22 protein-coding genes are annotated in these 22,508 nt (G+C 64.8%); 12 read left to right on the top strand and 10 right to left on the bottom strand.

The genetic code is table 11. The features are described 5' to 3' along the window. Positions 1-10: 10 nt before the first annotated feature. The 8 genes from fdhF to F3H96_RS02285 all read left to right on the top strand — a co-directional run bounded on the left by fdhF (position 11) and on the right by F3H96_RS02285 (position 9,165). Positions 11-2,923 (top strand): formate dehydrogenase subunit alpha, encoded by a 2,913-nt coding sequence (gene fdhF / locus F3H96_RS02325; RefSeq protein ID WP_149790311.1) that lies wholly within the window; start codon positions 11-13, stop codon positions 2,921-2,923. Positions 2,924-3,193: 270 nt separating this feature from the next. Continuing rightward, a complete protein-coding gene (gene fdhD / locus F3H96_RS02315; protein ID WP_149790310.1) occupies positions 3,194-4,024 on the top strand; it encodes a formate dehydrogenase accessory sulfurtransferase FdhD in 831 nt (276 codons plus the stop codon). Then, positions 4,014-4,328 (top strand): formate dehydrogenase subunit delta, encoded by a 315-nt coding sequence (locus F3H96_RS02310; protein ID WP_149790309.1) that lies wholly within the window; start codon positions 4,014-4,016, stop codon positions 4,326-4,328. The genes fdhD and F3H96_RS02310 overlap by 11 nt, the downstream gene beginning before the upstream one ends. A 120-nt stretch (positions 4,329-4,448) precedes the next feature. Beyond that, on the top strand, positions 4,449-6,002 hold the full coding sequence (locus F3H96_RS02305) for an alpha/beta fold hydrolase (RefSeq protein WP_149790308.1): 1,554 nt from the start codon (positions 4,449-4,451) through the stop codon (positions 6,000-6,002). Positions 6,003-6,108: 106 nt separating this feature from the next. After that, positions 6,109-6,582: a carboxymuconolactone decarboxylase family protein gene (locus F3H96_RS02300; protein ID WP_149790307.1), complete on the top strand. Its 474-nt coding sequence runs from the start codon at positions 6,109-6,111 to the stop codon at positions 6,580-6,582. A gap of 75 nt (positions 6,583-6,657) precedes the next feature. Next, positions 6,658-7,020, top strand: coding sequence for a nuclear transport factor 2 family protein (locus F3H96_RS02295; RefSeq protein ID WP_149790306.1), 363 nt, complete (start codon positions 6,658-6,660; stop codon positions 7,018-7,020). Positions 7,021-7,114: 94 nt separating this feature from the next. Next, a complete protein-coding gene (locus F3H96_RS02290) occupies positions 7,115-7,429 on the top strand; it encodes a hypothetical protein (RefSeq protein ID WP_149790305.1) in 315 nt (104 codons plus the stop codon). 326 nt (positions 7,430-7,755) lie between these two features. Then, on the top strand, positions 7,756-9,165 hold the full coding sequence (locus F3H96_RS02285; RefSeq protein WP_149790304.1) for an FAD-binding oxidoreductase: 1,410 nt from the start codon (positions 7,756-7,758) through the stop codon (positions 9,163-9,165). Positions 9,166-9,354: 189 nt separating this feature from the next. Here the strand turns inward: F3H96_RS02285 and F3H96_RS02280 are convergent, their stop codons facing one another. The 9 genes from F3H96_RS02280 to F3H96_RS02240 all read right to left on the bottom strand — a co-directional run bounded on the left by F3H96_RS02280 (position 9,355) and on the right by F3H96_RS02240 (position 17,784). Further along, the gene (locus F3H96_RS02280) at positions 9,355-9,840 is read right to left on the bottom strand and encodes an ester cyclase (RefSeq protein WP_149790303.1); all 486 of its coding nucleotides are present in this window, start codon (positions 9,838-9,840) and stop codon (positions 9,355-9,357) included. Between the two features lie 37 nt (positions 9,841-9,877). Further along, complete coding sequence (locus F3H96_RS02275; RefSeq protein WP_149790302.1) at positions 9,878-11,305, bottom strand: gamma-aminobutyraldehyde dehydrogenase; 1,428 nt, start codon at positions 11,303-11,305, stop codon at positions 9,878-9,880. 25 nt (positions 11,306-11,330) lie between these two features. Then, entirely contained in the window at positions 11,331-12,146 is an 816-nt protein-coding gene (locus F3H96_RS02270) for an ABC transporter permease (RefSeq protein ID WP_149790301.1), read from the bottom strand. Further along, positions 12,136-13,101 carry an ABC transporter permease gene (locus F3H96_RS02265; RefSeq protein ID WP_149790300.1) on the bottom strand — a complete coding sequence of 322 codons (966 nt, stop codon included), beginning with the start codon at positions 13,099-13,101 and terminating at the stop codon, positions 12,136-12,138. The genes F3H96_RS02270 and F3H96_RS02265 overlap by 11 nt, the downstream gene beginning before the upstream one ends. A 91-nt stretch (positions 13,102-13,192) precedes the next feature. After that, on the bottom strand, positions 13,193-14,191 hold the full coding sequence (locus tag F3H96_RS02260) for an ABC transporter ATP-binding protein (protein ID WP_149790299.1): 999 nt from the start codon (positions 14,189-14,191) through the stop codon (positions 13,193-13,195). Positions 14,192-14,336: 145 nt separating this feature from the next. After that, positions 14,337-15,491 carry an ABC transporter substrate-binding protein gene (locus F3H96_RS02255; protein WP_149790298.1) on the bottom strand — a complete coding sequence of 385 codons (1,155 nt, stop codon included), beginning with the start codon at positions 15,489-15,491 and terminating at the stop codon, positions 14,337-14,339. A gap of 130 nt (positions 15,492-15,621) precedes the next feature. Then, entirely contained in the window at positions 15,622-16,533 is a 912-nt protein-coding gene (locus tag F3H96_RS02250) for a LysR substrate-binding domain-containing protein (protein WP_149790297.1), read from the bottom strand. A gap of 46 nt (positions 16,534-16,579) precedes the next feature. Continuing rightward, entirely contained in the window at positions 16,580-17,188 is a 609-nt protein-coding gene (locus tag F3H96_RS02245; protein WP_149790296.1) for a DedA family protein, read from the bottom strand. Then, entirely contained in the window at positions 17,185-17,784 is a 600-nt protein-coding gene (locus tag F3H96_RS02240; RefSeq protein WP_149790295.1) for a methyltransferase domain-containing protein, read from the bottom strand. Before F3H96_RS02240 ends, F3H96_RS02245 begins: the two co-directional genes overlap by 4 nt. A gap of 200 nt (positions 17,785-17,984) precedes the next feature. Between F3H96_RS02240 and F3H96_RS02235 the strand changes: the two genes are divergently transcribed. The 4 genes from F3H96_RS02235 (at position 17,985) to F3H96_RS02220 (ending at position 21,413) form a co-directional block, all read left to right on the top strand. Continuing rightward, the gene (locus F3H96_RS02235) at positions 17,985-18,659 is read left to right on the top strand and encodes a response regulator transcription factor (RefSeq protein WP_149790294.1); all 675 of its coding nucleotides are present in this window, start codon (positions 17,985-17,987) and stop codon (positions 18,657-18,659) included. After that, positions 18,656-20,008: a HAMP domain-containing sensor histidine kinase gene (locus F3H96_RS02230; RefSeq protein ID WP_149790293.1), complete on the top strand. Its 1,353-nt coding sequence runs from the start codon at positions 18,656-18,658 to the stop codon at positions 20,006-20,008. The genes F3H96_RS02235 and F3H96_RS02230 overlap by 4 nt, the downstream gene beginning before the upstream one ends. Positions 20,009-20,077: 69 nt before the next feature. Beyond that, on the top strand, positions 20,078-20,527 hold the full coding sequence (locus F3H96_RS02225) for an Rrf2 family transcriptional regulator (protein WP_149790292.1): 450 nt from the start codon (positions 20,078-20,080) through the stop codon (positions 20,525-20,527). Beyond that, positions 20,517-21,413: an NAD(P)/FAD-dependent oxidoreductase gene (locus F3H96_RS02220; protein WP_149790291.1), complete on the top strand. Its 897-nt coding sequence runs from the start codon at positions 20,517-20,519 to the stop codon at positions 21,411-21,413. Before F3H96_RS02225 ends, F3H96_RS02220 begins: the two co-directional genes overlap by 11 nt. Positions 21,414-21,532: 119 nt before the next feature. Here F3H96_RS02220 and F3H96_RS02215 read toward each other — a convergent pair whose 3' ends face one another. After that, positions 21,533-22,297 (bottom strand): DeoR/GlpR family DNA-binding transcription regulator, encoded by a 765-nt coding sequence (locus tag F3H96_RS02215; RefSeq protein WP_149790290.1) that lies wholly within the window; start codon positions 22,295-22,297, stop codon positions 21,533-21,535. Between the last annotated feature and the right edge of the window lie 211 nt (positions 22,298-22,508).

Here is a 22,508-nt window from a genome sequence, read left to right as displayed (position 1 = left end):
GAGCTGGCAGATGAACATCAAGGCCGACTTCCCGACACTCATCGAAGAAATCGACTACGGAACGCCGGAGTCGAAAGCGACGAAGCAGGTCACGCTGACGGTCGACGGGCAAAGCATCACGGTTCCGGAAGGCACCTCGATCATGCGCGCGGCGATGGAAGGCGGCGTCGAGATCCCGAAACTCTGCGCCACCGACATGCTGGACTCGTTCGGCTCCTGCCGCGTCTGCCTGGTCGAGATCGAAGGCCGCGGCGGCACGCCGGCCTCGTGCACGACGCCGGTCGGCGAAGGCATGGTGGTGCACACGCAATCCGATCGGCTCGACGCCATCCGCCGCGGCGTCATGGAACTCTATGTCTCCGACCATCCGACCGGCTGGAACGAGAAGGCCGGCACCGGCGCCAGCGAGTTCGACGCGGTGGCGAAGTCGGTCGGTCTGACCGAAAACCGCTACGGCGTCGAAGGCCGCAACCACGTCAGGCAAGAGAACGGCGTCGCGCCCGGCCACGGCTCTCTGGCGGTCGACTATATCGCCCGCGACGAATCCAACCCGTATTTCACCTACGACCCGGCGCAGTGCATCGTCTGCTCGCGCTGCGTGCGCGCCTGCGAGGAGGTGCAGGGCACCTTCGCGCTGACCATCGAAGGCCGCGGCTTCGAATCGCGCATGGTCGCCGGCATGCATGAGGACTTCATCGCTTCCGAATGCGTCTCCTGCGGCGCCTGCGTGCAGGCCTGCCCGACCGACGCATTGCGCGAGAAGACGGTGCTCGAAAAGGGCATGCCGGAGCGTTCGGCCGTCACCACCTGCGCCTATTGCGGCGTCGGTTGCTCGTTCAAGGCCGAGGTCAAGGGTGACGAGGTCATCCGTATGATGCCTTATAAGGACGGCAAGGCGAACCACGGCCATTCCTGCGTGAAGGGCCGCTTCGCCTATGGCTATGCCACCCACAAGGACCGCATCCTGTCGCCGATGATCCGCGAGAAGATCTCCGATCCATGGCGCGAGGTGAGCTGGGAAGAGGCGATCGCCCACACCGCCAAGGAATTCCGCCGCATCCAGTATCAGTATGGACGCACGGCGATCGGCGGCATCACCTCGTCGCGCTGCACGAACGAGGAAACCTATCTCGTCCAGAAGCTGGTGCGGCAGGGCTTCCGCAACAACAATGTCGATACCTGCGCGCGCGTCTGCCATTCGCCGACCGGCTACGGGCTCGGCCAGACCTACGGCACTTCGGCCGGCACGCAGGATTTCGATTCGGTCGAATTCACCGACGTCGCCGTCATTATCGGCGCCAATCCCGTTTCGGCGCATCCTGTGTTCGCCTCGCGGCTGAAGAAGCGGCTGCGCCAGGGCGCCAAGCTGATCGTGCTCGATCCGCGCCGCACCGAGATAGTCAAGTCGGCGCATGTCGAGGCCGACTATCACCTGCCGCTGAAGCCCGGCACCAATGTCGCGGTGCTGACGGCGCTGGCGCATGTCATCGTCACCGAGGGCCTGTTCGACGAAGCCTTCATCCGCGAGCGTTGCGACTGGGCAGAGTTCCAGGACTGGGCGTCCTTCGTCGCCCTGCCGGAAAACAGCCCGGAAACCGTCGGCAAATTGTCCGGCGTCGACCCGGAGCTGATCCGCGGCGCGGCGCGCCTCTATGCTAGGGGTGGCAATGGCGCGATCTATTATGGTCTGGGCGTGACGGAGCACAGCCAGGGCTCGACCACGGTGATTGCGATCGCCAACCTTGCCATGGCGACCGGCAATATCGGCCGGCCGGGCGTCGGCGTGAATCCGCTGCGCGGCCAGAACAATGTGCAGGGTTCCTGCGACATGGGCTCCTTCCCGCATGAGCTGCCCGGCTATCGCCACATATCCGGCGAGGCGGTGCGCGACATCTATGAAAGCCTGTGGGGCGTGAAGCTGGACGACGAGCCCGGCCTGCGCATCCCCAACATGCTGGACGCCGCAGTCGACGGTTCGTTCAAGGGCATCTACATCCAGGGCGAGGACATCCTGCAGTCCGATCCCGACACCAAGCATGTCGCCGGCGGCCTCGCTGCGATGGAATGCGTGGTCGTGCACGACCTCTTCCTCAACGAGACCGCCAACTACGCGCATGTGTTCCTGCCGGGCTCGACCTTCCTCGAGAAGGACGGCACCTTCACCAATGCCGAGCGCCGCATCAACATGGTGCGCAAGGTGATCGAGCCAAAGGCGCGCTATGCCGACTGGGAGGCGACGCAGGAGCTTGCCCGCGCCATCGGGCTCGACTGGAACTATACGCATCCTTCGCAGATCATGGACGAGATCGCCAAGACGACGCCGAGCTTCGCCAATGTCTCCTTCGAGCTGCTCGACCGTGTCGGATCGGTGCAGTGGCCCTGCAACGACAAGGCGCCGCTCGGCACGCCGATCATGCATGTCGACGGTTTCGTGCGCGGCAAGGGCAAGTTCATCCGCACCGAATATGTGGCGACGGACGAGAGGACGGGGCCGCGCTATCCGCTGCTGCTCACCACCGGCCGGATTCTGTCGCAATACAATGTCGGCGCGCAGACCAGGCGCACCGAAAACGTCACGTGGCATGCCGAGGACAGGTTGGAGATCCATCCGCACGACGCCGAAGTCCGCGGCATCCGCGACGGCGACTGGGTGCGGATGGCAAGCCGCTCCGGCGAGACCACGCTGCGCTCGCTGATCACCGACCGCGTCTCGCCCGGCGTCGTCTATACGACCTTCCACCATCCGGACACGCAGGCGAACGTGATCACCACCGACTTCTCCGACTGGGCGACCAACTGCCCGGAATACAAGGTCACCGCCGTTCAGGTGGCGCCGTCCAACGGCCCGACCGACTGGCAGAAGGACTATAACGAACAGGCGCGCCAGAGCCGCCGCATCGCCCCGCTGGCGGCGGCGGAGTAATTATGTCGAGGCAAGAGCTTCAATCTTGACGGCTGATCGACCCCCACTCCGTCGAGCTTCGCTCGACACCTCTCCCCCGATCGACGGGGGAGAGGAAAGGCGTGCGGCGATCCCGGTTGGCTCCTTTCCTCTCCCTCCGGAGGGGGGAGAGGGGGCGCTGCGAAGCAGCGACGGACTGGGGGAAGGCCTGGGAGCGCAATCGCCGATTGAAGCAAGAAACGTTCAGCGCTTGCTAAGTGAAACGACCGGCAGGCCAGGGGTAGGCGCCTCGTGACGAGCAAACGCCCCGCCATCACCCAAATCTCGCGGCTGGCGCATCGCGCCGGCGGCACAGCGGCCGCGAGCCGCATGGTGCCGGAGGAGACGCCTGTGGCGTTCTCCTATGCCGGCACCACCCATGCGGTGATGATGGCGAGCCCCGCCGATTTCGAGGATTTCGCGCTCGGCTTCTCACTGACCGAAGGCATCATCGCCGACCAGGCAGAGATCGAGGCGATCGAAGTCGAGGACCTCGGCGCCGGCATCGACATCCAGATCAGGCTGAAGGACAAGGCCAACACGCGCTTCCAGGCACGGCGGCGCCGTCTTGCCGGGCCGGTCGGCTGCGGGCTGTGCGGCATCGAATCGATCGAGGAAGCGATGCGTTCGGTCGACACGGTCGGTGCGTCGAAACTTACATTTGACGCGGAAGATATCACCCGCTCGGTCAAGCTGTTGTCGAAGGTGCAGCCGCTGCATACGCAAACCGGCGCGGTGCACGCCGCGGGCTTCTACATGCCCGGCAAGGGTGTCGTCATGGCGCGCGAGGATGTCGGCCGCCACAATGCGTTGGACAAGCTGGCCGGCGCGCTTGCCAAGGCCGGCATAGATGGCGCGAGCGGCGCGGTCGTGGTCACGTCGCGCGTCTCCGTCGAGATGGTGCAGAAGACGGCCGCCATTGGCGCACCGTTCATCCTCGCCGTTTCGGCGCCGACCGCGCTCGCCATCCGCACGGCGGACGCCGCCGGCATGACGCTGGTGGCGCTGGTGCGCGGCGATGATTTCGATGTTTTCACCCACCCCGACCGGGTGGTTTCCGGAGTTGCTAAGCATGTCGCATGACGAAGACCACATCGCCGGCACCAGGGAAAAGCTGGTGCGCATGGCCAACCAGATCGCGACCTTCTTCCATTCGAAGCCGCGCGAGGAAGGCATTGCCGGCCTTGCCGAGCACATCAACAAGTTTTGGGAGCCGAGGATGCGACGCCAGTTGTTCGAGATGCTGGACAGCGGCGGGGAGAATTTCGACGACCTCGTGATCGCCGCCTCGGCGAAGATCAAGCGGCCCAAGACGCCTGAACAAGCCGACCTGGGCCTCGGCTACGGCAAACCCGCGCAAACCGAGGGCGCTGCGGTGCGGAAATAGACCCGCCGCCTCTCGGTCGCCGAGGGACTTATATTTCAGCTCTCTAAAGTTTGTCTGCCGCAAATGGTATGCCTCTGCTATGGTCGGGCAGGAAATCGTCTGGCCGGGCGGGACAGTTGCGTGAGGCCGATCGAGACCAGATACGCCCGTAGCGGGGATGTGCGGATCGCCTATCAGGTGGTCGGCCAGGGTGCGTTCGATCTGGTCTTCGTGCCGGGCTTCATCTCCAATCTCGACCTGCACTGGGAAGACGAAGGCTATAGCCGCCTGCTCAAACGGCTTTCGGCCTTCTCGCGGCTTATCCTGTTCGACAAGCGCGGCACCGGTCTTTCAGACCGCGTCGACACGCATCATCTGCCCAGCCTGGAGACCCGCATGGACGACGTGCGCGCGGTGATGGACGCCACCGGCAGCGGCCGCGCGGCGATCCTCGGCGCCTCGGAAGGCGCGCCTATGGCCATGCTGTTCGCCGCCACCTATCCGCATCGGACACGGTCGCTGGTGCTCTATGGCGGCTATGCGCATTTCCACAAATGGGTGATGGCGCCGGAGCGTCTGGAGGCCTTCATCGAGACGACGGAGACGTCTTGGGGCACCGGCGCGACCCTGCCCAATTTCGCGCCGGGCCGCGTCGACGACACGCATTTTGCCCAATGGTGGGGGCGGTTCGAACGGTTGTCGGCCAGCCCGACCGCCGCGGCTGCGCTTGCCCGCATGAATGCTGGCATAGACGTCCGCGGCATCCTGCCTGCGATCAGTGCGCCGACGCTGCTCATCCATCGCCGCAACGATACCCGGGTCAACCCGGAGGCCAGCCGCTTCCTGGCCAGGAAGATCCCGAATTCCAGCCTCGTCGAGATATCCGGTCGCGACCATCCGATCTGGACGGGTGACGTCGATCGGGTGGCCGACCTGATCGAGGAGTTCCTGACCGGGCAGCCGGCCGTGGCCGACACCGAGCGCGTGCTCGCCGCATTGCTGGCGACACGCATCTACGACACCGCCAAGCTCGGCGACCGCATGTGGAGCGAGCGGAGCCAGCGCTTCCAGGAAACATGGCGACTGCTCGTCGGCCGCCACGGCGGCCGCGTCGCAGGCACGCATGGCGAGCTGATGATCTCGCGCTTCGACGGACCGGCGCGCGCCATACGCTGCGCCGCGGCGCTGCGCGATGCCGCACAGGAGATCGGCGTCGCCAGCGCGCAGGGCGCACATGTCGGCGAGATCGAATTGCGCGGCGCGCCGGTGGGCTTGACGGCGCGCGTGACCATGCAACTGGCCAACCACGCCGCGCGCGGCGACATTCTTGCCTCGCGGCTGGTCGCCGATCTCGCGACAGGCTCGGGTCTGCATTTCGTCGATGCTGGCCGCATCAGCCTCGACGAACTGGACGAGCCTCTGCTGGTCGTCGAGGCGACATCGGAACAGCATCTGGAACCGGCCTGCCGCCCGAGAACCAAGCCGGCAGAGGCGGCCGCGCTGACGGCGCGGGAAAGCGAGGTGGTGAACCTGATTGCCGCCGGCAAAAGCAATGCGGCGATCGCCGCCGAACTGCGGCTCAGCGAGCATACGGTCAAGCGCCATGTCGCCAACATACTGCTGAAGCTCGACTTGCCGTCCCGGGCGGCAGCGGCAGCCTTCTCGGCAAGGCATGCTGGCTCGGACGGGCCATGAGAGCCATGGCGCTTTCGGGCGAAGCGGCAGGACCGCGTGAGGACTAAGAATTCCTTTCATGCAGGCCAGGCGATGTCGCCGCATGGCACTGCCAATGGAGGATGAAATGCTGACACTGATTGGCAAGACGGGATTGCTCATAGTGGCGGCAGGCGCATTGCTGGCCATCACCCCGGCGCGGGCCGAGGATGCTTCGGCGACCGCCGCCTACAAGGACATCCAAGCCACGCTCGGCTCGGTGCCTGACATGTTCAAGACGCTGCCGGACGTCGCGGTGGCCGGCGCATGGGCCGAAATCAAGGGCGTGCAGCTCAATCCGAATACCGCCCTCGACGGCAAGACCAAAGAGCCGATGGGACTTGCGGTGGCCTCGCAGATCCCCTGCCAGTACTGCATCTATTTCCACACGCTGGCGGCCAAGGCCAACGGCGCGAGCGACGAGGAAATCAAGGAGGCGATCGCGATGGCGGCGATCGTGCGCCACTGGTCGACGATGCTCAACGGCAGCCAGGTCGATCTAGCCACCTTCAAGAAGCAGACCGACGATCTGTTCACCGCCGTCAAGGCGAAGTCGCAGTGAAGACCCACCGCCCGACGTTCATGCCGGGCGGCGCCCATTCATAGAACGCCCCTTCAGACGGGCATGGAGATAGAAATGTTGACCAAGACGCAACCAGTAGACGGCGCTGCGATCAAGCGGGCGATCGAGAGCCGTGACGGCCGGATGCTGTCGAGTTTCTACAATGACGATGCGCTGGTGCGGGTGATCGATCGCAACAACCCGCCGAGCAAACCGCGCGAGATCCGCGGCCGGGCGGCGATCAGCACCTTCTGGGACGATATTTGCAGCCGAGCGATGACCCACAAGGTCGACGCAACCATCGCCGAGGGCGACAACCTCGCCTTCACCCAGGCCTGCGCCTATCCGGACGGCACCAAGGTGTTCTGCGCCGCGATGCTCGAGTTGAAGAACGGCCGCATCGCCCGACAGACGGTCGTGCAAGCCTGGGACGAGTAGTTCAACCGCAGGCCCGACCCAAAAGTACCTGTTCACGCAATTCCCGGCCGAAAACCGCAAGCACTTTTTGGCATTGCTCAAATGGAGAACGACGATGTTCAGCGCCAGATGGCAGATTGATGCAAAGTTCGGGCACAAGCAGACCGCGCTCGAGCTGTTGAAAAAATGGGAGCGCGAGATCGGTTCGCAGGTCGGCCTCGCCGACCTGAAGTTCCAGATCATGACCGGCTCGATCGGCGCGCGGGAGGCGACGATCGAGTCCCATCATCAAGTCGAAAGCCTGGCCCAGTTGGAGGAATTCTTCGCCAAGATCGCCAAGATCGAAGCGCACGCCAAATGGGGCAAGGAGTTGGAGCCCTATGTGGTGTCGGGCACCAGTCTCTGGCAGATCTTCCGGATCGTCGAATAGTTCGACTTTCGAACAGTCGCGGCCGGGCGCTGGGAGGTGACGGCGAGCACGATGGGGCGGCGACCGCGGCCGTCGTCCCATCATCGCGTCTATCAAGGGCACGGTACCCGCACGGTCAGTCGGCGTGGCAGCTTCCGGCCGGTCCGGCATGGCTCTCCCGAGCCATGCACCGCTGGTCCTTTCGGGCGAAGCCGCGGAGACCGGATCGGTGCAATGTTCCGTGCCTGCACCATCCAACGCACCCGCCCGACGAGGTGGGATGAACAAAGCAACAAATGCGTCGCCTCGACGCCGCTTGGCGCTGGCGCAATGAAGGGAGCAAACCGATGACCGATGAAACCCATGCCAAACTGCGCGAAGGCCTGCGCGGAGAGCTGATCCTGCGTGGCGATGCCGGCTATGAAGAGGCACGCAAGGTGTACAACGGCATGATCGAAAAGCACCCGCTGCTGATTGCACGCTGCGCCGATGTCGCCGACGTGATCACCGCTGTGAGATATGCGCGCGACAACGACCTGCTGATCGCGGTGCGCAGCGGAGGGCACAACGGCGCCGGGCTGGGAATTTGCGACGACGGCCTCGTCATCGACCTGTCGATGATGAAGGGGGTCCATGTCGACCCGAGAACGCGCACCGTGAGGGTCGCGCCCGGCTGCACGTCGGGTGACGTGGACCACGCAACCTATCCTTTCGCGCTCGCCGTTCCATCCGGCATCGTCTCGACCACGGGCGTCGCCGGCCTTACCCTCGGCGGAGGGACGGGCTATCTCACGCGCAGATACGGTCTCACCATCGATAACCTGGTGGAGGCCGACCTGGTGCTGGCCGATGGCAGCATGGTGAGAGCCAGCAAAGCTGAGAATCCCGACCTGTTCTGGGCGCTCCGGGGCGGCGGCGGCAATTTCGGCATTGTGACCAGCTTCCTCTTCCAGGCCCATCCGGTGAGCATGATCTTCGGCGGCCCGGTGTTCTGGGAGGCCAAGGACGCTCCGGCCGTCATGCGTGTCTATCGCGACTACCTGCCCGAGGCGCCGGAAGATCTCGGCGCCTTTGTCGGCCTGAAGTCCGTCCCGTCGACCGATCCCTTCCCGCGCGAATATTGGGGCAAGCGCGCCTGCGCCATCATCTCCTGCTACAACGGCACGGAGGAGGAGGGCCGCAAGGCCATGGCCCCGCTGCTCGACAATCTGCCGCCGCCGATCTTCAACTGGATGGGCGTGATGCCGTTTCCGGCCTTGCAGGCAATGTTCGATCCGCTGCTTCCGAAAGGTCTGCAATGGTATTGGAAGGGCGATTTCGTCAAGTCGCTTCCGGACGAAGCCATCGCAACCCATATCGCGCAGGCCGCCGTGGCACCGAGCGAATTGTCCCTCATGCATCTTTACCCGATCGACGGCGCCGTTCGCCGTGTCGGCACGAACGAGACCGCCTGGAACGCGCGCGATGCAACCTGGTCGATGGTCATCGCCGGCATCGATCCAGACCCGGGCAAGGCCGCCGACCTCACCAAGTGGGCCAAGAACTACTGGGCGAGCATCCATCCCCACAACGGCGAAGGCGGCTACGTGAATTTCATGATGGACGACGAAGGGGAAGCACGCCTGCGGGCAAGCTATGGCGCAAACTACGAGCGGCTGAGCCAGGTGAAGCGGACCTATGACCCCTCCAACGTCTTTAGGGTCAACCAGAACATCAAGCCGGCTGGATCGACCGTGGAGGGCAGGACGGCCGCCTAGTTCTTACGCTGATCCCCGCCGACACAGGGATCGTCGCGCCGAGGTCGGATTGCCACCGAATTGCTCTTCGCAATTCGGTGCAGTCCAGGTGAAGGATGAGCGAAGCGCCAGGCTGAAACATCCCCCACCAGCCCTGCCGCTTCGCTACAAGCCAGCTTCTCCCACCGGGAGAAGCTGGCGCGGCGTCACTTACATCAGCCCAAGCTGCTTGTAGAAGCCGAGCGCATCGTAATAGTCGCTCTGGGTCGCGATCTTGCCATCCTTGATGGAAAACATCGAAGCGCCGGTGATGGAGAATTTCTTGCCGGTCGCCGCGGTGCCGTCGCCCCAGGCGCCGGTGTTGGTGCCGGAGAACTCCCATTCGAAGGAGACACGGTCGCCGTCGACGAGCGGCTTGCCCTTCATCGTCCAGACCGCGTCTGGGACAGCCTTCAGGAAATTGTCGATGACGCCGGTCTTGGCCGCCTCCTTGCCGGTGACCGGCTTGCCTACGGAAGCGTCGTAGTAAGTGACGTTATCGGCGAAGTAGCCGGCCGCCTTGGCCGAGTCATGCGCATTCCAGGCCGCGACATAGGCCTCGACCACCGATTGCGCGGTGTCTCCGGCGAAAGATGGCGTTACGGCGAAAAGCGTGGCGACGATGGCTGCAGATGTTAGAAACTGGCGGCGTTGCATTGTCTTCCTCCTTCGGTTGAACGCTTGCCTTCCGGCCCTACCCGTGCGCCACCATGACATGGCGAACGGCGGTGTAATCCTCCAATGCGTAGAGCGACATGTCCTTGCCGTAGCCGGATTGCTTCAGCCCGCCATGCGGCATCTCGTTGGTCAGCATGAAGTGGGTGTTGATCCAGGTGCAGCCATATTGCAGGCGTGCGGCCGTCGCCATGGCGCGCGAGACATCCTTGGTCCACACCGAGGAAGCCAGGCCGTAGTCGCTGTCGTTTGCCCAATTCACGGCCTCGTCGACCTCCGAGAAACGGGTGATCGAGACGACCGGGCCGAAGACTTCGCGGCGCACGATCTCGTCCTCCTGCAGCGCGCCGGCAACCACCGTCGGCTGGTAGAAGAAGCCGGAGCCCTCGCCGGGCTTGCCGCCGGTGGTGATCTCGATGTGCTGCAATTCCGAAGCGCGCTCGACGAAGCTCGACACACGGTCGCGCTGGCGGCGCGAGATCAGCGGGCCGATTTCGTTCTCGGTGTCGTCCGGCTGGTTGTATTTGATGGTCGAGACCGCCGAGGAGAGGTCGGCGACGAGCTTATCGTAGATCTTCTTGCCGGCGTAGATGCGGCAGGCGGCGGTGCAGTCCTGACCGGCATTGTAATAGCCGAAGGCGCGAAGGCCATTGACCACGGCGCCGAGGTCGGCGTCGTCGAAGACGATGACCGGGGCCTTGCCGCCGAGCTCGAGATGCGTGCGCTTGACCGACTTGGCTGCGGCCTGCAGCACCTTCTTGCCGGTGGCGACGTCGCCGGTGATCGAGATCATGTTGACCTTGGAATTGTTGATCAACGTGTTGCCGACGCTGTCGCCGCGGCCGAGCACGACATTGACGACGCCTTCGGGCAGCACCTCGGCGAGAATCTTCGCCAGCTTCAGCGCCGTCAGCGGCGTCTGTTCCGACGGCTTGAAGACGACGGTGTTGCCGCCGCCGACCGCCGGCGCCAGCTTCCATGCCATCATCATCAGCGGATAATTCCATGGCGCGATCGAGGCAACGATGCCGATCGGATCGCGTCGCACCATCGAGGTGTGGCCCGGCAGGTATTCGCCGGCGACCTGACCGGGCATCGAACGAACCGCGCCGGCAAAGAAGCGGTAGCAGTCGACGATCGCCGGGATCTCGTCATTGAGCACGGCATTGATCGGCTTGCCGCAGTTCAGCGCCTCGAGCGCCGCGAACTCCCTGGCTTCTGCCTCGATCCGGTCGGCAATCTTCAAGAGATAGCCGGAGCGCTGCGCCGGGGTGGTGCGCGACCAGGTGACAAACGCCTTCTGCGCCGCCGCCACCGCCGCCTCGATCTGCGCCGGGCTTGCTTCCGGCAGGCTGAGGATGGTCGCCCCGGTTTTCGGATTGAGGATCGGTTCCTCGGTCTCGGTGCCCTTGTCGAATTTCGCGCCGATCAGCATCTGGGTGTCCATGGACGTCACTCCCTTACGAAGTTGGTTATTTGCCCGAACCGGCGATCTGGTCGCCGTCGCGGGTCAGGTAATAGGCAAAGAGGATCGGCAGCAGCGTCACCAGCACGACGACCATGGCCACGACATTGGTGACCGGGCGCTGGCGCGGGCGGATCAATTCCTCCAGCATCCAGATCGGAACCGTCTGCTGCTGGCCGGCGGTGAAGGTGGTGACGATGACCTCGTCGAAGGACAGCGCGAAGGCGAGCATGCCGCCGGCCAGCAACGCGGTGGCGATGTTGGGCAGCACGACATGGCGGAAGGTCTGAAAACCGTCGGCGCCGAGGTCCATCGAGGCCTCGATCATCGAGCCGGAGGTGCGGCGAAAGCGGGCGACGGCGTTGTTGTACACCACGACCACGCAGAAGGTGGCGTGGCCGAGCACGATCGTCCAGAACGAGAACGGAATGTCTGCCAGCGCAAAGGCCGAGCGCAGCGCGATGCCGGTGATGATGCCGGGCAGCGCGATCGGCAGGATGACCAGCAGCGAAATCGTCTCGCGGCCGAAGAAGCGCGTCTGCGAGACGGCGGCGGCGCAGAGCGTGCCGAGCACCAGCGCGATCGCCGTCGAGATCGTGGCGACGCGGACCGATAGCGACAGCGCATCCCATACGTCCGTCCGGTTCCAGGTGACGGCGAACCACTGCGTGGTCAACGCCGGCGGCGGCCAGACGAAGCTCTTCTCTTCCGTCGTGAAAGCGTAGACGAAGATCAAGAGGATCGGCAGATGCAGGAAGAGCAGGCCGCAGGCGGCGGCGATCTTCAGGCCTCGCGGAGCACATTGGCCACGGTCAGAGCGCATCGAAAGCCCCCATGCGCTTGGCGCCCCAGAGATAGAAGCCCATGATGACGATTGGCACGACGGTGAAGGCCGCGGCTAAAGGGATGTTGCCGGCGGTGCCCTGCTGCGAATAGACGGCCTGGCCGATGAACAGCCGCGAGGTGCCGATGATCTGCGGGATGATGTAATCGCCCAGCGTCAGCGAGAAGGTGAAGATCGAGCCGGCGACGATACCGGGCAGCGCCAGCGGGAACAGCACGTTGCGAAAGGTCTGCCCCGGCGAGGCGCCGAGATCGAACGAGGCCTCGACCAGGTTGCCGGGCACGCGCTCGAGCGCCGCCTGGACCGGGAGGATCATGAAAGGCAGCCAGACATAGACGAAGACGATGAAGGTGCCGGTGAAGGATACCGACAGCGAGTTGCCGCCGACGATCGGCAGCGACAGCCAGCCATCGAGCAGCCAGAGCAGATTGAGCTTGGCGAGCAGCCAGGTGAGGATGCCTTCCTTGGCGAGGATCAGCTTCCAGGCGTAGATCTTGACCAGATAGCTCGACCACAGCGGCAGCATGACGCCGAGGTAGAACAGGGCCTTCCAGCGGCCGCGGGCATAGCGCGCCGCGTAATAGGCGATTGGGAAAGCGACGATGGCGGAGGCAAGCGTGACCAGCGCGGCCATCGTGACGGTGCGCAGGATGATGTCGAGATTGGCGGCCTGGAACAGGTCGCCATAGGTCTTCAGCGTGAACTCGCGGTTGATGAGGCCGGAAAACTCGTCGATGGAGAAGAAGCTCTGCGCCAACAGGGCGAACAGCGAGCCGATATAGACGATGCCCAGCCACAGCACCGGCGGCAGCAGCATCAGGAGAAGCAAAAGCTTCGGCCGGCGCCAGAACAGATCGGACAGCGCGCCACGCATGCCGCCGCTGCCGGGCAGGATGGCGGGGGCTGGGTTGGAGTTGAGCGCGGCGATGGTCATGGGGCCACCGCGCGTTGAAGGGGATTGCCTGAAAGGCCGCAATCCTTCGCGCCGTAGGGCGCCATACTTGTCCAAATTCCGCGCGCGACCATCATGCCGGCTCGTCCATCAGATGCAGGCTCTCGCGATTGAAGGTCAGCGTCACCGCCTCGCCTTCCGCCGGCAGTGCCGTTCCGGCCGGCACCATCGCATGCAGCCTGAGCCCGTCGGCGTCGAGCGCCAGCCTCGTGGTGGCGCCCAGATAATTCGTGCCGACCAGGCGAGCGGTTACGCCGTCGCCGCTCGTCGCATTGGAGACGCGGATCGATTCAGGGCGCAGACTGCCCCAGCGATGCTGGCCGGAATAACGCTGGACGAAATCCGGCGGCAGCACGTTCGATGAGCCGACGAAATCGGCGACGAAGCGCGTCCTCGGCCGCTGGTAGATGTCTTCCGGCGTGCCGACCTGCATGATCCTGCCGTCGTTGAAGACGGCGACGCGGTCGGCCATGGAAAGCGCCTCGCCCTGGTCGTGGGTGACGAAGACGAAGGTGATGCCGAGCACCTTCTGCAGCGACTTCAATTCCTCCTGCATGTTCTCGCGCAGCTTGAGGTCGAGCGCGCCGAGCGGCTCGTCGAGCAAGAGCACCTTGGGCTGGTTGACCAGCGCGCGGGCAAGCGCGACGCGCTGGCGCTGGCCGCCGGACAGCTGGCCTGGGCGGCGGGCGCCATAGCCCGGAAGTCTGACGAGGGATAGTGCCTCGTCGGCCGCCTTCAACCGCTCGGCCTTGCCAACGCCCTTGACCATCAGGCCATAGGCGACGTTGTCGAGCACGTTCAGATGCGGGAACAGTGCATAGTCCTGGAAGACGGTGTTGACGTTGCGGCGATAGGGCGGAACGCCCTCGGCGCGCTCGCCAAAGATCGAGATGGACCCCGCAGTCGGCTGCTCGAAGCCGGCGATCAGCCTAAGACACGTCGTCTTACCGGAGCCGGACGGCCCCAGCATGGCGAAGAACTCGCCCGGCACGATGTCGAGATCGACCGCGTCGACGGCGCGCACGCTGCCGAAATGGCGCGAGACTTGTCGGAAGGAAACGGCTGACGTCATGGGGCCCATCAATTGTTTGCCGGGTCAAACGGGGACGAGTTCGCCTGCCTCCCCGTTGTGGGGAGGTCGCGGCGAAACCGCGGGTGGGGATCGCCCACCCCGACGCTTAAGCGTCGATCCTCCCCACAAGGGGAGGGTAATGGCGTTACCGCCCGCCGATGACGCCGATGTAGTCCGACACCCAGCGGTAATAGGGCACGCACTGGTCGTTCTGGCTGGCGCATTTCGACACCGGCGTCTTCCAGAACTTGATCTTTTCGAAATTGTCGTAGCCGTTGGTCTTGCAGCCTTCCTCGCCGAGCAATTCGTTGCCCTTGCAGGCGGCGGGCACGACGGGCAGCGAGCCAAACCAGGCCGAGACGTCGCCTTGGACCTTCGGCGACAAGGAATGCTCGAGCCACTTATAGGCGCAGTTCGGATGAGCGGCGTCGGCTTCCATCATGGTGGTGTCGGCCCAGCCGGTGACGCCCTCTTCCGGCACGGTCGAGGCGACCGGCTTCTTGGCAGCGACCAGGGTGTTGACCTGATAAGGCCATGAGCCGGAAGCGACCACGCCCTCGTTTTGGAAGTCGTCGACCTGGATGGCGGCATCATGCCAGTAGCGGCCGACCAGCGTGCGCTGCGTGCGCAAGAGGTCGAGCGCTGCCTTGTACTGGTCCTCGTTGAGCTCGTAAGGGTCCTTGATGCCGAGTTCCGGCTTGTGGAACATCAGGTAGTTGGCGGCGTCGGCGATATGGATCGGGCCGTCATAGGCCTGGACGCGGCCCTTGTTCGACTTGCCGTCGGGCAGCTTCATCTCCTCGAAAACGACGTTCCAGCTCTTGGGCGCTTCCTTGAAGACGTCGGTGTTGTACATCAGGATGTTCGGGCCCCACTGATAGGGTACGCCGTAATGCACCTTGTCGACGGTGAACCACGGCGCGTCCTTCAGGCGGTCGTCGACAGTCTTCCAGCTTGGGATCAGATCGGTGTTGATCGGCTGCACGCGCTTGCCGGCGACGAGGCGCAGCGAGGCATCGCCCGAAGCGGTGACCAGATCGAAGCCACCCTCGTTCATCAGCGAGACCATTTCGTCCGACGTGTTGGCGGTCTTGACGTTGACCTTGCAGCCGCTCTCCTTCTCGAAGGCGGTGACCCAGTCATAGCCCTTGTCGGTTTCGCCGCGCTCGATGTAGCCCGGCCAGGCGACGATGTTGACCTCGCCCTCGCCCTTGCCAAGCTCCTTGACCTGGGCCATCGCCTGACCGGAGAAGGTCAGCGCAACCGTCAACGCCGTGCATGACTTCAGAAATGAATTCATCGTCGATCTCCCATTTGAGGGGCCACGCTCTCGGGGCGCGGCTTAGGTCCCTGGTCGAAACCTGCTGTGAAAAAACCGGTTTCGCAAATTCATTTATCAGAAAGCCGATATCGGTTTTTCCGATAGATATTCAAAGCCGCTGGCGGACCATGCGCTGCGACTGCGCGAGGCCGATAAAATCACGCGCCGACTGCGGCAGGCTGGAGCCACGGCGCCAGACCATGCCGACTTGAACCACCGGCAGCGAGCCGGAGATGTCGCGCGATTCGATGCGGTCGCCTTCCAACGACCAGGGCCGGTAGACGAGGTCGGGCAGCAGCGCGACACCGGCGCCCGTGGCGACGAGGCTGCGCACGGCTTCGACCGAGCGGGTGCGGAAGGCGACATGCGGCCTGGCGCCGATCGCCGACAGCAGCTTGCCGGTGTTCTCCTCGATCTCGTCGACGGTGAGCATGATCAACGGCTCGGAAGCGATGTCGCCGATGCCGATGATGTCCGCGCTGGCGAGCCTATGGCTGAGAGGAACCCATAGCCGGTAGGCCGAGACTTCGAGGATTTCCGATTGCAGCGCCGTGCGGTCGCGCAGGTTCGACGTCACCATGACGGCGATATCGAGCTTACCGCCGACCAGAAGGTGCTCGAGATAGTCGCCATTGTCCTCGATGGCGGAAACCTCGACGCCAGGATAGGCGCGGCGGTAGCGGGCGAGCAGGTCGGACAGGACATAGCCGGCGACCAGCGAGGTGACACCGAGTTGCAGGCGGCCGCCGGCAACGGCCTGCTCGCTGGAGAAGGAACGCCGCGCATCGGAGACATCGGCCAGGATCTTGGTCGCATGGCGCAGGAACTGGTGACCCTTGTGCGTGATGTTGAGGCCGCGTGGGTGGCGCTCGAACAGCTCGACGCCGAGATCGCTCTCCAGTTCCTTGATCGCCTCGGTGACCGAGGACTGCGAAATGGAAAGGTTCTGCGCGGCGCCGGAGACGGTGCCCTGCTCGGCGACGGCGACGAAGAACTGCAACTGGCGGATGGTGAAAGCCATGGCCGGACTAAACACCGGCGCGTGCGGGAAAGAAAGCCGGCAGCGTCTAGCCTGTTGCCGGTCCGGTGCGATGCCAGCGGGAGCGCAGCGCGATGAGGAAAGCGACTTCCAGCGCGAGCACGATGGCCATGATGCGAAAAGCCACCGCTGGCAGGTTGTGGAGGTCTTCGCGCATTGCATAGCCGGCGAGAAGGAAGCCGGCGTTCCACAGCATTGGGCCAAGCAGGGTGGTGAGCGCGAAGGGCAAAGCTGGCAGGCGCAACGCGCCGGCGGCGATCGGCAGATAATTCCGCACCGTCGGCACGAACTGCGCCAGCAGGGACGCCCGCATGTGGTTGCGGCGGTAGGCGCAGGAGAAACACAGATAGGTTTCGTGGCGCAGGAAAATATACCGGCCGAAACGCCCGACCAGCGCATCGGCGCGGGCCGGTCCCAGCCAGCCGCCGAGAGCGTACCAGAACAGGCAGCCTGCCGTCGAAGCAAGCGCCGTCACCGCCAGCAGGGCGCCGAGCGCCGCAGGATCAGGCGCCCGGGTCATGCCGAGAAAGAGCAGCAGCACATGCGACGGCGGCACCGGCAGGATCTCTTCGGTGAAGGCCAGACATGCAGCGCCAAACAGGCCGAGCCCCGGCACCGCGGACAACAGGTCGGTCATGCGAAGCGCCAGTCATAGGTGCTGAGGCTCCTGATCCTGGAAACGCGATAGACCGTCGCCGGCGGAAAATTACGGAAAGTGCCGCCGATGCGGACCGCTTCGAGGTCGAGCCTGTCGAGGACAGTCTGCTCGAACGGGCACCGACGGCCATAGGTGAACTGGTAAAGCGCCGCCCCCGGCCGAAGGCTGGCAAAGACACCTTCCAGGATCGCAGACGATTTGCGCGGCGATATCAGGCGAAACGGCAACCCGCTGACGGCCGCGCCGACGACCGGGCCATCGAACACCGGCAGATGGCACAGGCCGGCCGCATCCATCTCGACGATGCGCGCCGCCGGAAAGCGGCGGGTAAGCAGCGCGGCGAAATCCGGGTCGGACTCGATCAGCGTCAGGTCGCTTTCGCGGACGCCGCGCTCCAGCAAGGCGCGCGTGAACGGACCGGTGCCCGGTCCGAGCTCCAGCACCGGACCGGTATCGGGACCGATCTCGCGCGTCATCAGCGCCGCCAGGCTCTGACTGGAGGGCGTGACCGAGCCCATCCGGAACGGCGCCAGCGTCCACGCCTTGAGAAAGGACAAAGCATCATTTGCAGGCATGTTGACCTCATTGCTGGCGCGGGCGATTCGGGCTGCCCGGCATTCGACGAGGCGCGGTTTGCGGGTGGCGGATTGCATGGACATTGCGGATGGCGAGGCTTGGCGAAAGAAATGGCTTGCGACCACCAGCAAGAACTGGCGCCATGTTTGCGCAATCTTGGCGCGATAGCCGGCCGGCAAAAGGATTGGAAAAGGCTTCAATGCGTATTCTGCTGGTCGAGGATGAGCCGGAAATGGTTTCGGCGCTGCGGGCGGCGCTGAAGCGGCACGACATGGTGGTCGACCATGCAGCCTCACTGCTGGAAGCAGAGGGATTTGTCGCCGTCGACAGTTATGACGCGATCCTGCTCGACCGGCAGTTGCCTGACGGCGACGGGCTGACGCTGGTGCCCAAGCTTCGCGCCGCAAGGAACACGACGCCGGTGCTGGTGCTGACGGCCAGAGGCGACACCGCCGACAAGGTCGACGGGCTCGACACGGGCGCCGACGACTATCTGGCCAAGCCGTTTGCCTTCGAGGAGTTGCTGGCGCGGCTGAGGGCATTGCTGAGGCGCCCGGCGGCGATCGAGACGCAGACGATCCGTGCCGGCCATCTTTCGCTCGATGTCGGCCATCGCGAGGCTTCGATCCGCGGCGAGCCGCTCGCCTTACCGCGCCGTGAGTTGCTGGTGCTGGAGGCGCTGATGCGGCGAACCGGGCGCATGGTGCAGCGCGAGACCTTGATGGAGGCCGTCTTCGGACTCGACGACGAGATCCGGTCCAACGCGCTCGACACCCATGTCTCGCGGCTGCGCCGCAAGCTCGCCGAGGCCGATGGCGGGGTCGTCGTCAACGGCATACGCGGTGTCGGCTACCTGCTGCGCGAGACCACATGAGCCTGCGCCGGCCGCGTTCGCTGAAATGGAGCCTGGTGCTGCGCATCGCCATCCTGCAATGCGTGATGCTGACGCTCATCATCGCCTGCATCATCGGCACCATGCTGGCCACCGGCATCATTCCGCACGACTACGAGGACGGCACGATGGACGTGCTGGCGGATGCGGTGGCGCGCGACGCGAACGGCGCCCTCACGCTCGACGAAACCTCCGATCTGGCCAGGTTGCGGGCGAGCGTTCCCGATCTCTGGTTCATCATCCGCGACAAGCAAGGGCATCGGCTTGCAGAAGGGACGGTGCCGGCCGCCTACCAGCCGTTTGTCGGGCTGCTGGACAACATCAGCGATGCCCGCATCGACCTTGCGATCGGCGAAGCCGCGCCGCCCGGCGGAAAGATCCGTTGGACCGATACGGCGGCCGGCAATGTCCAGATCATGAGCGGCACGAAGGGGAAACTCGCCTTGCTTCGGGTGCTTGGACAGGCACCGAATCTGTTCCTGTGGGGGATATTGCCGCTGGCCGGACTGATGGCGTTGGCGACGCTGTTCGCGACGCCGTGGGTGGTGCGCGGCGCGCTTTCCGGCCTTGGGCGGGCGGCCACGGCGGCGGGACAGATCGAAATCGACAAGCGCGGCGTACAGCTGCCGCTGGACGGTGTGCCGAAGGAAGTCACCCCGCTGGTCGACGCGGTCAACGCGGCATTGTCGCGGCTCGATGCCGGTTACGCGCGGCACAAGCGCTTTTTGACCGATGCCGCGCATGAGCTCAGAACCCCGGTCGCCATCCTCAACACGCGACTCGCCGCGCTGCCGGCGACGCCGGAGCGCGCCAGGCTGCTGCAGGACGCCGCGCGGCTGTCGACGCTAGCCGACCAGTTGCTCGACCTGCAGCGGCTCGATCGTCAGGCCGAGCATTTCGGGCCGGTCGACCTCGTCGCCATTGCTCGCAACGTCGTGGTCGACCTGGCGCCGATGGCCTTCGCCGCCGGCTACGAGATGTCGTTCGAACCGGCAAGCGAAAAGCTCATCGTGCGCGGCGACCGCACGGCGATCGAGCGCGCCGTGACCAACCTCGTCCAGAATTCAATCGACCATGGCGGCAATGCCGGGCGGATCGCCATCAGCGTGCTTGCGCCCGCGGTGATCGAAGTGCTGGACGAAGGCGACGGCGTGCCGACGTCCGAACGCGAGCGCATCTTCGAGCCCTTCTACCGCTTGCATCCGCAGGATCACGGCGCCGGCCTCGGCCTCAACCTGGTCCGCGACCTGATGCAGCTGCATGGCGGCAAGGTCGAGGTGCTTGACGGCAAGGCGGGCGGCGCCTGTTTCCGGATGATCTTTCCGGCCTGATTCCCGATCCGATCCGTGCGGCAGTTCACAGGGGTTTGACACTGCGCAATTCGTAACTAACTAAGTTACATGAAACGCAACAGCCGGCTGTCCTCGACCCTGCATATCCTCGTCCATATGGCCGACGCTCCCGACCGGGCGCTGACCTCGGAGCAGCTTGCCGGCTTCATCCACACCAATCCGGTGGTGGTGCGCCGCACGATCGCCGGGCTGCGCGAAGCGGGCATCGTCACCTCGTCGCGCGGCCATGGCGGCGGCTGGCAGCTTGGCCGCGCACCGGACGAGATCTCGCTGGCCGAGATCAGCGCCGCGCTCGGCGAGACGCTTTTGCCGTTCAGCACCGAGCCGGAAAGTCCCGGATGCCTGGTCGAGCAGGCGGTGATCGCGGTGCTCGACGACTTTCGCCTGGAGGCGGAAAGGCTGCTCGCCGAGAGGCTCAGCCATATCACGCTGGCCGACCTGACGGCCGATTTCCGCCGCCGCTATGACCTGATCGGAGTATCCAGCCATGCAGTATGATGTGATCGTCTTCGGCGGCAGCTTCGCCGGCCTGTCCGCCGCCATGTACGCGGCGCGAGGGCGGCGCAAGGTGCTGGTGATCGATGCCGGACAGCCGAGGAATCGCTTTGCCGAACATTCGCGCGGGTTCTTCGGCCAGGACGGGCGTTCGCCGTCGGACATTCTCGACGAGGCCAGGCGACAGTTGCTCGCCTACCCCGCCGTCAAGGTGATCGATGGCCGGGCCGATCGGGCCGCCGTCGCCGGCAACGGTTTCGAGGTCCGGATGGACAATGGCGAAGGTTTCGGCACGACACGGCTGGTGCTCGCCACCGGCGTCCGCGACATCCTGCCGGACGTTCCCGGGCTGGCCGAGCAGTGGGGCAAGACGGTGCTGCACTGCCCCTATTGCCATGGTTACGAGGTGGCCGACGGGCCGCTCGGCGTGCTGGCGACCGGACCGATGTCGCTGCACCAGGCCGAGCTGATCTCCGACTGGGGCGACGTCACGCTGTTCGCCAACGGCCTGCTCTCACCCGACGCTGATCAGGCACGGGCGTTGGAGAAGCGCAACATCCGGTTCGAGCCGGCCAAAGTGACCGAAGTGCACGACAACGGCTCAGGCGGCCTGGCGGTCAGGCTCGACGGCGATCGCGGCGCAAGCGTGCGGGCGCTGTTCACCGCGCCGCGCAATGTGATGGCAAGCCCGCTCGCCGAACGGCTTGGCTGCACCTTCAACGAAGGCCCGCTTGGCCGGGCGATCGTGGTGGACGACAAACAGGAGACGTCCGTGCCGGGCGTGTACGCCGCTGGCGACGCTGCCCGCCTCATGCACAACATCGCCTTCGCGGTATCGGGCGGCGCCATGGCCGGCGTGGCGGCGCACCAGTCGCTGGTGTTCGGCTAACGGTTTCCTGGAATTGTTCTAAAGCGCGTCGCGCCGAAACGGATTTGGGCGACGCGTAAGTCTTTGTTTTAATGCATGTCGTTGTCCCAGAACCGATGCGCCCTTCCGGGCGACATGCGTCAGGCCGCCGCGATGCTGAGCCGCGCGCCGGCCTGGCTCAGCGCGGCGGCGATGTCCCGGGGCGGCGGCTGGTCGGTGGCGAGCTCGGAAAAGCCGTCGAAGCCGCAGACCCGGACCAGTCCCTGGCGGCCGAACTTGGTATGGTCGGTGATGACCAGCGAGCGCTGGCCGCGCGACAGCACCATGCGGGCGAATTCCGCCTCGTCCAGATCATAGTCGGTCAGGCCGGCGGCGGCGTCGACCGCGCCGATCGAGATCACCGCATGATCGACCGAAAAGCGGCTGACGAACTCGATCGCCGAGATGCCGAACGCAGCGCCTGAATCGCTGCGCAGCTCGCCGCCCGCCATATAGACCTTGTTGCCGTTCACCGTCGCCAGCGTGCGGGCAATGTCGGAGGAGTTGGTGACCACCGTCAGCCGGCGGTGCCCCAACAATTCCCGGGCCAGGAAGGACGTGGTCGTGCCGGTGTCGAGCATGATCGCCTCGCCGTCGCGAATGGTGGCCGCGACCATTCTGGCGATCAGGCGCTTGGCTTCGGCATTCTCGCGCATGCGCCGCTCGAACGGCGCCTCGCCCACCATCGAGGCAAGGCCTACGGCGCCATGCATCTTCAGCACCGAGCCGTCATCGGTGAGCGGCTTGACGTCGCGCCGCACCGTTTCCAGCGACACGCCGAGCCGTTCGGCAAGGCTGGCAATGGTGATCGTGCCCTCCTCGTTGAGGAGCCGCAGGATTTCGCCATGCCGTTTCGAATGGATCATAGGGATGTCCGGGATTTTGACCGAATTTAAGGCTTTGGCAACGCTTTGAAAGGAGTTGCTTATACTTTCGGGCAAAACACCCAAAAAAGGTCACAGCTTTTGATTGACAGTTCTGCCACACCGGCGTGAAACTGGATGGAGTGACAGGTTCGGAACTGCCACGGGAGGGTGATGGCAGAGCTGCAACCTAGTGACAAGATCGTCTGGAATC

Source organism: Mesorhizobium sp. NFR06 (genome assembly GCF_900115245.1).
Taxonomy (GTDB): Bacteria; Pseudomonadota; Alphaproteobacteria; order Rhizobiales; family Rhizobiaceae; genus Mesorhizobium.
Note: the sequence above shows the minus strand (reverse complement) of the source record. Positions and strands in the feature narration are given on the sequence as shown.

Coding starts and splice junctions, on each gene's coding strand:
- F3H96_RS02280 (WP_149790303.1), bottom strand. CDS start 9,840: ATGCAACGCCGCCAGTTTCTAACATCTGCAGCCATCGTCGCCACGCTT.
- F3H96_RS02230 (WP_149790293.1), top strand. CDS start 18,656: ATGAGCCTGCGCCGGCCGCGTTCGCTGAAATGGAGCCTGGTGCTGCGC.
- F3H96_RS02235 (WP_149790294.1), top strand. CDS start 17,985: ATGCGTATTCTGCTGGTCGAGGATGAGCCGGAAATGGTTTCGGCGCTG.
- F3H96_RS02275 (WP_149790302.1), bottom strand. CDS start 11,305: ATGGACACCCAGATGCTGATCGGCGCGAAATTCGACAAGGGCACCGAG.
- F3H96_RS02250 (WP_149790297.1), bottom strand. CDS start 16,533: ATGGCTTTCACCATCCGCCAGTTGCAGTTCTTCGTCGCCGTCGCCGAG.
- F3H96_RS02240 (WP_149790295.1), bottom strand. CDS start 17,784: ATGCCTGCAAATGATGCTTTGTCCTTTCTCAAGGCGTGGACGCTGGCG.
- fdhF (WP_149790311.1), top strand. CDS start 11: ATGAACATCAAGGCCGACTTCCCGACACTCATCGAAGAAATCGACTAC.
- F3H96_RS02300 (WP_149790307.1), top strand. CDS start 6,109: ATGCTGACACTGATTGGCAAGACGGGATTGCTCATAGTGGCGGCAGGC.
- F3H96_RS02260 (WP_149790299.1), bottom strand. CDS start 14,191: ATGACGTCAGCCGTTTCCTTCCGACAAGTCTCGCGCCATTTCGGCAGC.
- F3H96_RS02245 (WP_149790296.1), bottom strand. CDS start 17,188: ATGACCGACCTGTTGTCCGCGGTGCCGGGGCTCGGCCTGTTTGGCGCT.
- F3H96_RS02290 (WP_149790305.1), top strand. CDS start 7,115: ATGTTCAGCGCCAGATGGCAGATTGATGCAAAGTTCGGGCACAAGCAG.
- F3H96_RS02255 (WP_149790298.1), bottom strand. CDS start 15,491: ATGAATTCATTTCTGAAGTCATGCACGGCGTTGACGGTTGCGCTGACC.
- F3H96_RS02265 (WP_149790300.1), bottom strand. CDS start 13,101: ATGACCATCGCCGCGCTCAACTCCAACCCAGCCCCCGCCATCCTGCCC.
- F3H96_RS02285 (WP_149790304.1), top strand. CDS start 7,756: ATGACCGATGAAACCCATGCCAAACTGCGCGAAGGCCTGCGCGGAGAG.
- F3H96_RS02225 (WP_149790292.1), top strand. CDS start 20,078: ATGAAACGCAACAGCCGGCTGTCCTCGACCCTGCATATCCTCGTCCAT.
- F3H96_RS02270 (WP_149790301.1), bottom strand. CDS start 12,146: ATGCGCTCTGACCGTGGCCAATGTGCTCCGCGAGGCCTGAAGATCGCC.
- F3H96_RS02215 (WP_149790290.1), bottom strand. CDS start 22,297: ATGATCCATTCGAAACGGCATGGCGAAATCCTGCGGCTCCTCAACGAG.
- F3H96_RS02295 (WP_149790306.1), top strand. CDS start 6,658: ATGTTGACCAAGACGCAACCAGTAGACGGCGCTGCGATCAAGCGGGCG.
- F3H96_RS02310 (WP_149790309.1), top strand. CDS start 4,014: ATGTCGCATGACGAAGACCACATCGCCGGCACCAGGGAAAAGCTGGTG.
- F3H96_RS02220 (WP_149790291.1), top strand. CDS start 20,517: ATGCAGTATGATGTGATCGTCTTCGGCGGCAGCTTCGCCGGCCTGTCC.